6 protein-coding genes are annotated in these 15,594 nt (G+C 32.4%); all 6 read right to left on the minus strand.

Translation table 11 applies throughout. The annotated features are described in order from the left end of the window. Positions 1–25 precede the first annotated feature (25 nt). Positions 26–1,141, minus strand: coding sequence for a Ger(x)C family spore germination protein (locus tag ACFVR2_RS18140; RefSeq protein WP_387364731.1), 1,116 nt, complete (start codon positions 1,139–1,141; stop codon positions 26–28). Between the two features lie 8 nt (positions 1,142–1,149). Next, positions 1,150–2,616: a spore germination protein gene (locus ACFVR2_RS18145; protein WP_387364734.1), complete on the minus strand. Its 1,467-nt coding sequence runs from the start codon at positions 2,614–2,616 to the stop codon at positions 1,150–1,152. After that, on the minus strand, positions 2,613–3,683 hold the full coding sequence (locus ACFVR2_RS18150) for a GerAB/ArcD/ProY family transporter (protein WP_387364737.1): 1,071 nt from the start codon (positions 3,681–3,683) through the stop codon (positions 2,613–2,615). The genes ACFVR2_RS18145 and ACFVR2_RS18150 overlap by 4 nt, the downstream gene beginning before the upstream one ends. A gap of 172 nt (positions 3,684–3,855) precedes the next feature. Beyond that, positions 3,856–8,028: a S8 family serine peptidase gene (locus ACFVR2_RS18155; protein WP_387364740.1), complete on the minus strand. Its 4,173-nt coding sequence runs from the start codon at positions 8,026–8,028 to the stop codon at positions 3,856–3,858. 883 nt (positions 8,029–8,911) lie between these two features. Next, positions 8,912–13,072, minus strand: a complete 4,161-nt coding sequence (locus ACFVR2_RS18160) for a S8 family serine peptidase (protein ID WP_387364743.1) — start codon at positions 13,070–13,072, stop codon at positions 8,912–8,914. Between the two features lie 806 nt (positions 13,073–13,878). After that, positions 13,879–15,138, minus strand: a complete 1,260-nt coding sequence (locus ACFVR2_RS18165; RefSeq protein WP_387364746.1) for a helix-turn-helix domain-containing protein — start codon at positions 15,136–15,138, stop codon at positions 13,879–13,881. Positions 15,139–15,594 lie beyond the last annotated feature (456 nt).

Below are 15,594 nucleotides of genomic sequence, written 5' to 3' on the forward strand. Positions count from 1 at the left end.
CGCTATTTCTCTTTTCTAACCCTTTTCATCTTTTATAAGATTTACTACCTAAAATGTGAACATGAACTTTAATATCCTTAATTAATTTAGCATCGACTTCATTCAGCGTTTTTACATCCCATTCTTTTCGATTAAATCGATAAGGCTTTTCTGAAATATTGAGAAGATCTGCATGAAGTTCTTCTCCTTTTTTTACTGTCTTTAAAATTTCACTTTTCATTTTACTACTGATTTTAGAAGCCATTTTCTTTCTACTATAATGGTTCTCATTTTGTAGGATGGCTACGTCTGTTTTTACTTTAATAATATACTTAGGCTTCTTACCTCCTTTTATGACTTTAACTGAACCTTTTGAGTTCCTTACAACTAAATTTAATTTATCTTTTTCGAGTGTCAGTGGCAAACTGTAATTTTCTTGATCCATAAAATCTAGTGATTTTAATTCCTTTAAATTCACATGCCCATTAAACTTTTTCTGCGATATTGCGTAGGCACCATTAATGTAGGCTACCTTGTCTAATTCTTTTTCTTCAAATTTCTTATCTTCAATCCCTAATGAAGGAATCAATAAAGTTCCAACTGGTTGAGTGTATCTTGAAATATATTGATGAAATTGCAGGCTTAAGAAAATTAATCCTCCTCTACTTTTATCATCAGGATTCGTTACTACCGTATATAAAAATGGCAAATTAAAGAAGCTTTGACTCATTAAGATATCTTTAATATCCTGATCAGTACCATAAATCCACATTGTGTATCTTAATTGTGGTTTTCCGTTAATAAAGGAATTAACTTCCTTCAATTTTTTATCCATAACCGATTTACTTAAAATGACACTATTCACATGGCCATAATACAATGGTATAGGTGAATGTGATTCCAATTTAGTAAATGCTGACTGTATACTTTTACCTGTTGCTTGACCAATTAATGGAGGAGCAGGTACTTGTAATGCCCCAGTTTCTTGCTTTGCAATATTCGAAAAATTGAGTGCTTGTATCGTGACAACAAACTGATTATCCTTAAAGTCAATGCCAAAACTTGTAACTAATGTTTGATCTATAATTGTGCGTGTTCCCCAGCAGCCTGTTAAAATGAGCAATTGAAAAATCAACAATAGAATGATAAGTAATTTTTTCATCTTATTTCTCACTCCTTCTGACGGTCTTCATCAACTGGATTGAGTGATTGATTTCTCTTAATTTTAAACTTTTGAGGCAACTTGATTATTACATTTAAAAAATCAGATTTACTTGGAACAGATAGGATTGAAATATACGGTTGACCAAAACTTTCTAACGAAACAATCATCGTTGCAACTAGAAAAAATCCGGTATAAAAACCAATTAACCCTAGACTAGCCGATAAAAATAATATAAAAAAACGGAGGATTACAATGTTTCCTGAGATATTTTGGTTAATTAATGTATAGCCTGAAATAACAGTTAAAGCTACTACTACAAGCATTGAAGGTGAAGTTAGTCCCGCGCGAATTGCGGCATCACCAATAAATAGTCCTCCTAATACGGCTACAGTTTGACCTACTGCTTTCGGTAAACGAATCCCTGCTTCTTTAAATAATTCAAAAAAACCTAACATTAAACAGGCTTCTAACGGAGCTGAAAATGGCAAACCGTTTCTTGACATACCAATCGTCGCAAGGAATGGATATGGTATTTGATCGATATGATAAGTAACCATTGCAATATAAAATCCTGGAAGGAATATCGTTGTGATGAATGCCATGATTCTAAGATACCTAACTATATTGACATAATAAAAACTTGCATGTATATCCTCAGGAGAATATACGAGTTGATTTAAGTTTGTCGGTCCTATTAAACAAGAAGGATTCCCATCAACAATTACTGCAAACCTACCTTGATTTATTGATTGTGCGACGAAATCTGGTCTACCAATATTATCTAAAAGCGGAAAGATCGAGAAAGCTTGGTCATATAATGCTTCCTCAATTTCATAGCTACTTACAATCACATCTTTTTTAATATTGCCTAAGCGTTGTTTAACATCTGAAAGAATTGCAGGATTAATAATATCTTCCATATAAACTAATAAAACTTTCGTTCGACTACGTTCACCGATTGTATATTCGACACTCTTTAATGTTGAAGTCTTAAGTCTTTGTCGTATTAATGCCATATTAACTGCAATACTTTCTACAAATCCGTCTCTTGGACCGCGAACTGAATTTTCTAAATTTGATTCTTCTGGATTTCGTTGGGGAGGATTTGCAACGGGAATAAAGAAAACATCATTTAAATATGAACTAAATATGACTAAATCTCCTGAAAATAAGTTTTCTTCAACTTCCTTTTTAATTGTAGATACATCTTTTAACCTTTTAGCTTCGACTATATTTCTTAATAACTCAAAATCAAATTTTTCTTCTTTATGGACTATGTTAAATATGTCATTAATAATTTGATTGCTAAATTGACCATCTATTAAATTTGGGCAAAACATGATGATGACAAAATGTGAGTCTTCTCCTTCTTTATACGATTTCGTTCTAAAATCAATATCCGAAGAATGATTAAAAGACTCCATAAATTCTAATAGATTAAGGTTTTCTAAAGTTGTTGATTCTTTTGTCATGCTGAATCACCTTTTAATTTTGAAATAACTAAAAATAGTAACATCGTACATAATAAAAAAATTAAATTGATTGGAAAGTAGTAGGATTGTAAAAAGCTAAAAAATGATGATGCGTTCCATGGAATCACTACCGCTACTATTAAAAAAAGTGATAATAGTTGTAAACTCCATTTTTTCCGTCCACTGTAGTTGATAATGTAATTTGCAATGTACAGATTTAAAGTAATCCGAATAAAAGCTCCAGACAACCACTGATAAATTGATAAAAAATCCAATCTTGTAATATTCTCACCTAAGGTTAAAAGCTTCCATTGTTCATAAACTGGATTTCTCATTTTTTCTGCTTCAACAGGTCCAAATTCCATAATTGCTCCAGTTAATGGTCCTAAAATTAGCATTAATAATATAAAACTTACAATCATTAGCCATTTTACTTTTACTTGATCTTTCAGAAAGGAGATTAAAAATAAAATAAAAATGATTTCAAAAAATCCTGAACAAGTATAAATAAAACCGTGAAAAAAATCTTGGTATCCTCTTTCGAATATAGGAAATAGTTGTCCGTAATCCTTGTTCTTTTCATTCCCAATACCTACTATGAAACCAAACAAAGCAACAGGTGGTAAAATTAAAAATGCCACTGTACCAATTGTACGAATCCCTTTAACTGCTGCATAAAAACAAATCAGTGCAATTAAAACCACTACGACTATATCCGGAATATCTTGTGTATAGTTTATATTTGCCCAAATAACTGTAATACGAAAGGTAACGAAAGCTGATAATAAAAAGTAAGCTACAAAAATGGCTGATAATATGTATGCTAATGGTTTATACAATACTTTAAACATTACAGACAAAATATCTTCATTATTAAACTTCTTATACAAATAAAAAACTAATCCAGTCCAAACTAGAAAAGGGAGAATACTGGCAATAACCGTAACCCATGAATCTCGATGAGTTGATGTCAAAACAGTAGGTACGATAAACACATGCAACATAAACCCAGTAGACATGATAAGCAAGATATAAATATGAGTTGAATAAATAAACTTTTTATTCATAAAAAGTCTCCCTACAAATCCTTTATTCCTTTAAGTTAACCTGAAGTGAAATTCTTTATGTATAAATTTACCATTGTATTTAAAATGCAGGATATAGGGGGAGAAAAAAGAACGATAAAAGTAAAATTAAAAAGCCTTCTCCCAAAAAATAATCGGGAGAAGGCTGCTTTTATTATTTGTTTAGTCCTAAATCTGTTAAGATACTATCTAATGTAGCACCTTTATATGATTGTTTAGCTTTAGGAGGATTTGGAACTGTTGAATTTTGTAATCCAAAATTCTTAACTACATAATCCATATCTTTTGCATCAACTACTTTATCAAAGTTGAAGTCAGCAGATGTTTTGTTTGTGCCCCAGTATGTTTGTACAGCTAAGGCATCTAGTACGTCGATTACATTGTCTTTATTTGCATCACCAGCAGGTGCAACATCTAACAAGTAGCGTAATTGCTTACCAATTAAATCACCGCGGATATTATCAAATAAAGTATCCATTGTTTGATTCATTGTGAAGTGACCTGGTACATCTACAGATAATGTATAAGGCTTATTGTCTACTTTTACGCCATCGAATGCGTAATCACCTTGTTTTGAAGTAATTGGTGCTTGTAAAACAGTTTTGCCATCATAAGATGTTAATGTAATTTTTGCACCTAATTTACTTTGATCGATCGCATAGTTTGTTTCACCTGTTAGAGGGTTTTTTGCTCCTTCTACTTGAAGTGTACCTGTAAGCTTTGAAACTGATGGTTTTACATTGTATCCTTCAATATAAGTGTAAACATTTTTCGTTTCTACATTTGATGTATCAATAGTAGATGTACCGTTACCTGAGAAGTTAATTGCTGATCCTGTTGTAAATGATTTATCGGTTGTTTTAATATCGAAATTAAATAATTGAGTATCCTCTGGTAACTTAGCTGAACCTGAGTAAGTAAAAGTAAAGTCATATTGCGTAATATAGTCCCAAGTAGTCGGTGATGTTTTTACTGTAACTTGGGCGTCGCCATATTTTTTAACTTCATCATTCACTTGGATATTATCAATGATTCCTTGATTATTATTCAATTGAAGTGTTAGTTTAGTTGTTTTTAAGTTACTAATATTATTTGCTTTTACAGAGTAGTTTACAGTATCTCCAGGTACGATATTTTGCTTATTCGCTTTTAAGTAATAATAAGGTGTTGTATTTTTTACAAAAGCAATTCTAATTTGAGCAGTTGGATTTAATGCTGCATCCATTCCATAGAATGTTAAAGGTAATACTGAATATTTGCTATCAACTAGAATTTGATCATTATAATCCCCGTTTTTATCTACGTTAATAGGTAATGATGGGAAGAAAGAATTATAAGTATAAACAATTGTGTTATCTGATTGGTCAGTTTTAATACCGTATTTTTTCGCTTCGTCAATTTCTGGATCATTTACGTTAATGTTGAAGTCGTATAACATTTGTCCATTTTTATCTAGTTGATTATCACTATATTCGATAACCTTTTGATCTAACTTGTCAAAGCTTGAAGTCATATTTGGAATACCATATTCCATCATAAAGTCTCTAGCTTCAGCAAATGTTTTCCCACTTTCACTCACACCAACTAGTCTTAATTTGTAGTGACCTGGTTTAATTAATTCATATTTACTGCTAATCGGGTTTTTCGCATCTCCAGTGAATGGGAAGTAATATGCACCAACCAGTCGTCCGATATTGTAAACGACATCTTCTTTCATTACTGAAGTATTAAATGAACCAATAATACCTAAGTCTTGACCAGTTGTTGGGTCCTGAACGATCACATCTAATGATTTCATATGTGTTTTTAGAGAAACACTTCCATCAATAAATGGGTACGCATAAGTTGGATTCGTAATCTTATTTGAATAAAGTGGGTTGATTAAATTAAATGATTGGATACCTTCTTCAACTACACGAACACCAAACGGAATTTGATATTGTTCAGTTGGATCGGCAGTATTCGTGAATGTAACATAGCCTTCATATGTTCCTTTTTCAGCAGTTTTAGGAATGTTTAAATTAAACTTAATTGATTTTGAACTAATACCGTTTAACTTAACTGATGTAGGTCCTGAAAGTGTAACATTATTTGAAGCTGCATCCTTAGATCCTCTTAATCCTGTTTGATATTTCACGTCAACACTAAATGTTTTTGCCTTTTCACTACGATTCTTTAAAGTAACACTGCGAGAATCTGCAATATCATTATTATCAAATCCAAATGAACCAAAACTCATCCCACCGGTTAACTCATTAATTAATTTTTCTTTTCCGTTTACGATCGTTGGTGTTTTATCAACCACTTCTAATTCTACATTTGAATGAATTGCTTCATATGCATCTACACGTCCACTACCTACTTCAAATACGCTATAAGCTTTTGATAATGGATCAGCTGTATTCATTAGGATTGATTTAATATCTTCTGGTTGTAAATCTTTATTTGATTGTAGTAATAATACGGATACACCTGCTACATATGGTGTTGCCATTGACGTTCCAGACATACGTTCATATGCATACTTATAATCTTCAGGCTTTGATCCATCGCCTGTTTTATTATTTACATAAAACGGTACACTTGAAAGAATTGAAACACCTGGAGCAGTAACTTCTGGCTTGATATCGTAGTTTACACGTGATGGTCCTCTTGAACTAAAAGTCGCTAATTCATCTGAAGCAGTTTGTAGCTTAGAATAGTCACCAAAAGTAACTTCATTTCTACCTGCTTTAACTGCTGCTGTTATTTTTAATCCCTCTTCATATGAAACTGAGAATGAAGGAATTGCATCTACCGACTCACCTAAGAATGCTTGGATCGTTCCTTCACTTTGGTTATCAATGTTATTAGCCATTAATACACCTACAGCGCCAGCTGCTTTTGCATTTTTAATTTTATCAATTAATGCAATTGTTCCACGTTGAATGTAAGCAATCTTACCTTTTAAGTCTTTTCCTGTAAAATCAGATGGATTTGCTAAACCTACATCAACTAGTTGATAGGTTTTACCTTTTAATGTTGGTATATCATCAGAATAGTTTTGAGCTAATTGTCTAAAGTTGTATTTATTTCCATCCTGTGTTCCGTTAAATTGATAAAGATCAATTGCAACTGATGAAGCTCCGACAGTTAATGCTAATGCAGCCGCTCCCGGTGAACCTAATGTGTCCATTTGATCTCCGTCATTTCCTGCAGCTACGACAGTCGTTACGCCACTTAATACAGCATTGTTAACCGCGATCGAAGTTGCATAAAGTGGATCATTTAACGATGCACCTAATGACATATTAATAACATCCATACCATCTTTAACTGCTTTATCAAGTCCAGCAATGATTGCTTCACTTGTTCCAACTCCACCAGGACCAAGTACACGGTAAGAATAGATATCAGATTCTGGTGCTGCACCAACTTGTCTGTATTCACTATCTGATGCACCACGTCCACCAATGATACCTGCTACGTGAGTGCCATGCTCAGTATAATAGTCAGCTCCATTTGCAGAACCTGGTTTACCAGCTTTAACCCAATCAGCGTATGTAGTCTCCATTGGATCATTATCATTATCTACAAAATCATATCCACCTTTGAAAGCGCCTTTTAAATCTGGATGGTTATAATCGATACCTGTATCAAGAATACCAACTTTAATCCCTTTACCCGTATAGCCTTCAGCATGTAGCTTATCCAAACCATCATATGGCGTATAGTTTGCTACTTTAGACTCGTCTGCTTTTAACTCGCTATTCTTATCTGATTCTTTTGGAGGGTCAATAGAGAACTTCTCATTACTCCATACAGTTTTAACTGTTTTTGATTTTAATAGATTCTTAATTTGGTTTGCTGGTAGACTCATTGAAACACCGTTAAAGGCAGTTTTATATGAATGCTTAATTTTAAAATCTACCTTTTTATTATTTTCATCTTTAAGAACTTGTCCCACTTCTGCACTAAAAGTAGTATGATCTTGATCAACTAGTTTCCCCGCCTGTGCCTCAGTTAATGATTTGCCATCTACTTGCGCCTCAATTTGAGCCACTTTCGCCGGTTTATTTGCAAACTCAACAATGACTGAAGTTTGTTTTGTAGTCGTTTGGTCAATGTCTGATGAGATTTGAAGCCCTGTCGCTTCATTCGTTATAATTTGTTTTAAAGCAGCTCGTTGCTGGGAAGTTAAATTTGCAAGTATTGTTTCTGTCTTCGTATTCCCTGCTGCCTTTGAAACATTTGTTACATGAGCAATCGGTGCAACAACAACACTAGATGATAGAGCTAATACGGTAAAGCCTGATACAAACTTACTTTTCTTTACTCTTTTCCCCATTCTTCTTCCTCCTGGCTTTATTTATCTAAAGTAAAATTCAATGAAGATCTATGATTTATAAAATAGTAAGCTATTTTTTATCTTCATATTTAACTCTTTACATCAAATTTACTTTCTACATTTATTATCAATTTATTCCAATTTTCGGTCAATTGGGTTATCCCTCGCCTAATTTACCAAAGTTTTAAATTTTCCCTCTCTACATTCGACAGAATTCTTCAAAATTCTCCCGTGAAAAACAATCGAAATAACCCAATTTTTATATCATTTCAACAGAAAGTGTCAGCTATTTGAAAACGCTTACTAATTTTAATTAAACTTTAATAGTTCTAAATCCCCCCCGAAATGATAGCTTTTTTACGAATTGAACACGATAAAACTATTTTAGAATATTTTAATTCATCATTTATTAAGTCTGTTTTTCATTTAAAACGATCAAAAATTAACTCATTTTTTGATGAAAAGTAACTACAGAGTGAAGGGGGAGTGCGCTTTAAAAGGTAATGAGCAAATAAGAACGTAAAGTTTTTTGGGCAGTCTGAGAGGGCTTTATGACTACTCAGATTGTGCTTTTCGATTGTTTCATTGGACTTTACTTTTTTTTTGGTCATTTTCAATTTAACATTTTACTGATCCAAGATTTTTCACTCAATTTATTTAAAATTAATGGCTTTATTTGCAGATTTGATTTTTTTAATTGCAGTTTTGACTATTTTATTTGCAGTTTTCGTATATTTATTTGCACGCTCCCCTATTTAATTGTAGATTTCGCTTTTTTAATTGCAGTTTTGACTATTTTATTTGCACTTCACTACCGCACGTAAATACACACAACCTTAAAAGGGAAGCCAAATTAACTGGCTTCCCTAATCTAACTCTTTTATTATTTGTCTAAACCTAAATCTTTTAAAATACTATCTAAAGTTGCACCTTTATAAGTAGTTTTTGGTTTTGGTGCTTTATCAACTGTAGGATTTTGTAATCCAAAGTTTCGAACAACAAAGTCCATATCCTTTTTATCTACTACTTTATCAAAGTTAAAGTCTGCTGTAGCTTTATTTGTACCCCAATACGTTTGTACAGCTAATGCATCTAACACATCAATTACATCATCTTTGTTAACATCTCCAGCTGCAGCTGTTAATAAACCTAAATTATATCTCTTTCCTAGGGTTTCTCCACGTACTTCATCTGATAAAAGCACCTGTCTGTTCATTGTAAAATGCCCTGGTACATCAACTTGATAAGTATAAGGTTTTGTATCTGCTTTCAGCCCTTCTGCACTATATTGTCCGCTCTTAATGATTGATGGTTGAACAGTTGTTTTTCCATCATAAGATGTTACGGTTACTTTTGCGCCAATTGCACTTTGATCAAGCGCATAATTTGTGTTACCTGTTGCAGGATCTGTTGTTCCTTCTAAGCGTAATGCACCATCTATTTTTGAATAAGTGTTCTTAATTTTATAAGATTCCATGTACGCATACACATCATTTGTCACAACATTTGATTGATCAAAGGTAGATGCCGTCATTGAATACCAGTCATTTGGAACTGATCTTGTATATTTCTCTGCTGTTTTCATATCGAAATTAAATAATTGTAAGTCTTCCGGTAAAGCTTTTGTTCCATTATAAGTAAATGTAAATGTATAAAGCTGACTTAATCCAGAAGGTACTGAAGTTACTGAAACTTGTGCATCACCATATTGTTTTACTGCATCATTTACAACGACATTTTGAATTGTTGCAAGATTTGGATCAACTTTTAAATTGATTTTTGTTGTTTTTAAGTTTTTCACGTTATTTGAGCGAACACTGTAATTTACCGTATCGCCTGTTGTAACTGTTTGTTTATTTGCTTTTAAATAGTAGTAAGGGAAATTTTGATCTACGAATACTAGTCTTAACATATTTGTTGCATTTCCAGTAAAGTTTCTTGCTGCATCCATACCATAGAATGAAACTTGTAATGGTGTAGAACGCTTTTTCACTAAAATTTGGTCAGTATAGTTACCGTTCTTATCTGTTTTAATTGGATTAGCTGGGAACGGGCTATCGTGAAACGATACAACTGCATTATTTGACTGATTTACTGGGAAACCTAAGCGACTTGCTTCAGCAGTTTCTGGATCATTTAGGTTAATGTTAAAGTCGTATAAGAATTGTCCATTTGAGTCAAATTGGCTATCTTTGTATTCAATTACTTTTTGATCTAATGTGTCGAAGCTAGAAGTCATAGTAGGTGCTGCAACATCGTAAATAAAATCAGCAGTCTTTACGAATGTTTTACCTTTTTCATTCGTACCAACTAGTTTTAATTTATAGTTTCCTGCTTTTGCTACTACTGGATCATAGCTAATTGGATTTTTTGCATCACCAGTAAATGGATAGTAAATTGAACTAAATCCTCTTCCAATAAAGTAATCTTGATTTTCATTCATTGTGATTGGTGTAAATGAACCAACTAAACCTATATCCTCACCTGTTTTAGCATCTTGTAGTAATACATCTAATGTTTTCATATGTGATTTCAATGAAAGGTCAAACGATAAAAATGGGAATGCATTAGCAGGCCAGCTTGTATCATTACCATACATCGGGTTATCGATTTTTAAATAATCTATGCCTTCATCAACTACACGACCACCAAATGGAATTTGATATGTTTCTGATGGATCCGCTGTATTCGTAAATGTAATAAAACCTTCGTAAGTTCCTTTTTCAGCTGTTTTTGGAATATTTAAGTCAAACTTAACATTCTTTTGGCTAATTCCATTTAATTTTACAGAAGTAGGACCAGTAAGTGTTACATTATTCCTAGCTGCATCTTTAGATCCTCTTAATCCAGTTTGGAATTTCACATTTACATTAAATGTTTTAGCCTTTTCGCTACGATTTTTTAATGTAATATTGCGAGAATCTGTAATATCTTTATCATCGAAACCATATGATCCGAAGCTAATGCCACCAGTTAATTCTTGAATAGACTTTTGTTTGCCATTAATATATGTCGGTGTTTGGTCTACTACTTCTAATTCTACATTCGAATGAATTGCTTCATATGCATCAACACGTCCACTACCTGCCTCAAATACACTATAAGCTTTTGATAACGGATCAGCCGTGTTCATTAAAATCGATTTAATATCTTCTGGTTGTAAGTCCTTATTTGATTGAAGTAATAATGCTGATACACCTGCTACATAAGGTGTCGCCATCGATGTTCCTGATAAGCGTTCATATGCATATTTATAATCTTCAGGTTTTGATCCATCACTTGTTTTATTATTTACATAAAATGGTACAGTTGAAAGGATCGCCACACCAGGGGCTGTTACTTCTGGCTTAATATCATAATTTACTCGAGACGGACCTCTAGAACTAAATCCAGCTAGTTCATCTGATGCTGTTTGTACCTTTTTAAAATCACCAAAAGTGAATTCTGATTTACCAGCTTTGATTGCAGCTGCAATTTCTATACCCTCTTGATTAGAAATAGAGAATGCTGGAATTGCATCAACTGATTCGCCAAGGAAAGATTGGATTGCACCTTCAGCTTGATTTGTTTCGTCGTTGTACATTAAAACGCCAACTGCACCTTTTGCTTTTGCATTTTTAATTTTATCAATTAATGCAATTGTTCCACGTTTAATGAAAGCAATTTTTCCATTTACATCTTTACCATTGAAGTCTGCTGGATTACCTAAACCAACATCAACTAACTGATATGTTTTACCTTTTAATGATGTTAAGTCATCTGAATAATTTCGAGCTAATTGTCTAACTGAATAGTTTTTGCCATTATTTACTCCAGCATATTGATAAACATCTAACGCGATTGATGATGCACCAACTGTTAATGCTAAAGCTGCAGCACCTGGTGAACCAAGCGTATACATTTGATCGCCGCTATTTCCTGCTGCAACAACTGTAGTCACACCACTTAATACAGCATTGTTTACTGCAATCGATGTTGCATAAAGCGGATCATTTAAGGTTGCACCTAATGACATATTTATAACATCCATACCATCTTGGACAGCACGATCGATTCCTGCAATAATGTCTTCCTCAGTACCAGATCCATAAGGTCCTAGCACTCGATAAGAATAAAGGTCAGCATCAGGTGCCGCACCAACTGTTTTATATTCACTATTCGCTACACCACGTCCACCAATAATACCAGCTACGTGTGTACCATGCTCAGTATAATAAGTTGATGAGCCACTAATTTCAGGTTGACCTGATTTTTTCCAATCTGCATAAGTTGTTTCCATTGGATCATTATCGTTATCAACGAAATCATATCCACCTTTATAAGCATCCTTCAAGTCTGGGTGATGATAATCCATCCCTGTATCTAGAATCCCTACTTTAATTCCTTTACCCGTAAACCCTTCAGCATGTAAGCGATCTAGAGCATCATATGGTGTATAGTTTGCAACATTTGCTTCATCTGCTTTTAGTTGATCATTTTCTTTAGGTGGGTCAATTGTAAAAGTTTGGTTACTCCATACCTTTTTTACAGCTTTAGATTTTAGTAGATTCTTAATTTGATTTGCTGGTAATGTCATGGAGACACCATTGAATGCATGTTTATATGAATGATTAATTTTGTAATCTACTTTTTTACTTTTACTAGTTGTTAAAACTTGGTTAGCATCTTTCGTAAAAGTATCATGATCTTGATCGATCTGCTTTTCTGCATCTGATTTTGTTAAAGTTTTACCTTCTACACTCGCTTCAATTTGAGCGACTTTAACTGGCTTACTAGCAAACTCTACAATGACTTTTGTTTGTTCAGTAGAGTCCAAATTAATATTAGAGGAAATTTGCAGCCCAGAGTCTTCACTAGTTGAAAGCTGCTTTAAAGCTGCTCTTTGCTCTGAACTTAAACTCGCCAAAATATCTTCTGACTTACTTGGACTTGCTGCTAAGGACACATTTGATACTTGTCCAGCAGAACCTAAAATAAAACTAGATGTTAATGCTAATACGGTAAAACTTTTTAGAACTTTACTTCTTTCTCTCTTTTCCCCCATTTTTCTTCCTCCAGTTCATTTTTCTTCTTAGTTTGCCTTTAACGTTAATTACTAGAATTAAGTTTTTTTTGACAACTTCTTCTAGTAATCAACAAAATAGAATGACGTTTGTCGTTTTTTTCTATTAATTATATTATTGTGAATTTTCTTTTTTTAATCAATTGGGTTATAACAAACCCTGATTTATCAACGTTTACTCAATACCCTTTAAAAAAATCGACAAATTACAACATAATTCCCCATCGGAATAAACCAATTTCATGCAATTTACATTCAATCTATTAATTTATTAGCCTATTACCACGAAATAAATTTCTATAAAAGACAAAAAAAGGAGCCATCTCTAATTTCACGGGATGTCTCCTTAACTCTTCTGGAACAATTATTTATAAAGTTTTTAGCCATGTTAATCTAAGTAGTGGGGGCATCTCAGGCAGTACTTTCATTTGTAGATGAGATACTTATCTATTTTTAAAAACAATTAGAATAGTTTATTCGATATTTTAAGATTTAAATTACATTAGCTAGTTTTCCATTTAAAATAATCGACTATTATACAATTCCCGAGGCATAAAATACCCCATCCAGTATGGGTAATTATTAACTTTATTTGCGATTTCCTTGGATTTAATTGCAGTTTTGGCAATTTTAATTGCTATTCTCTAATTTTAATTGCGATTCTCAGATTTTATTTGCAGTTCACTGTTTTTTTGTAACTCGCCAATATTTATTTGCATTGTTGAACCTCTTATTTGAATTTTTCAGCAAAAAAACGAGGGTACCCCTTTTGGGACACCCTCATTTTTTTACATGCTTACAAATGTATGTTCAATTGACTCATACAACTCTGCTGCTTTTTGAAACTCTTTGATCTCTATATAGTATTTATATAATTTCTTACCAAACTGTTCGATATAAAATTTATTATTAGTAGAATAAAAGAATGGGAGTGCCTCATCTGATAGATATTGATAAAATTTTTCACGGGCTCCCTCAGCCTTAAGCTTAAATAGTTTAATCAGTGTAATATGTACTGGGCTTTTTAACATTTTTGCTAATGCTAATGCTCTTTTCATCACACTAAGAAGTATCTCTTTTTCTAATAGTATCCCTTCTGTACATGTCTCTAAATAATTGCATAATCTTCTTAAGTAATTTATTGATTTTTTATTTTCGGTTTCATTAATACTTTCTTCAAAATAATACAATGCAGTTTCATATTCTTCTCGCTTAAAGTATTTCACTCCGAGATTATTTAATAAAATAGCCTTGCGTTCTCGATCGCCTAATACTTCACAGTTATGAATTAAATCTTTATAGCGTTCTACAACTTCACTAAAATTCATTTCTAATTCACTACCGTACTGCAATAGCATAAGTGTTTCAGAACTAATTGCGAATAAATAATTATTCGTTCTTTGAAAAAACTTAAGTGCCATTTCGGCATATTTATACGCTAAGATTTTTGAGCTTCCAAAATGATAGGCAATTGCTAGATGGTGATAGTATTCTTCATTTCGATACTCATCAATGTTGATCATCTTTAATACTTTAATTGCCTTTTGATGGTCTTCATTACTTAGGCTAGTATAGTTCGATATATAGTACATACCTTGAAGATGATAGAATAAATTCTTCTCGAAAGGAGATAAATCACTAAATTCTTTTTTCACATATGTAAGTATTTGCTTAACCATATCTAAATTTTGATAATGAAAATAATATCTTGCTCTTAGTAAATTATAATGGGCTGCATATTGTGAATAATCAATAAAGGGCAATTGTTCAAGTTCTGCTTTAATTTCTACAATTTGAGCTTCTTTTTTCATAACTAATGCGTCGTGCCAAAGATGTAATTTTTTCTCTAAATTATAAAACGATTGGACTTCTTGATTAATATTGATTCCTAAACGATCTGAAAATAAAGCGATAATATCAGGTGAGTATGCCGTCTTTCCTCTTTCTATTTTACTAACATGAGTAGTTGTACATATACCTTCTCCAAGCATCGCTTGAGTTAATCCCATTTTTTCACGATAAAACTTTATGATTTCCCCCTCAATCATATGCACCCTCCTCTATCTCTATAACCATATTTATCTAAATATTCTTTACTAAATTTTAATATCCTTTTAAGGAAAAAACAATTAATGATTTATACCTAGTACTAGTAAATTTTAATCCAAACCCAATACATTATTACTATAAACAAGATAGAATCCAAAAATGAAATCCTACCTTAAAGACTAATTTGTTATTTTTTATTTATTTCTAAAGACCTACTCAGCCAACTATGTTAATTTTCATCTTTCTTCATTTAAACCAAATTCCTTTTTTGACTCTTTTTAATCACTTAACCCACTTATTTTGAAAATTTGCTATACTAAACATGTGTGAAAAAATTTTTTTTGACAAAAATTAATATATACGAAATAATTTTTACGTGAAAGGGTTTTCATATTATTATTAAAAAAAACTCTTTTTTCCTATATAATAATAATTAAGCAAATTATATTTCTTTT

It is taken from the genome of Gottfriedia sp. NPDC057991, from assembly GCF_042886615.1.
GTDB lineage: Bacteria > Bacillota > Bacilli > Bacillales > Bacillaceae_G > Gottfriedia.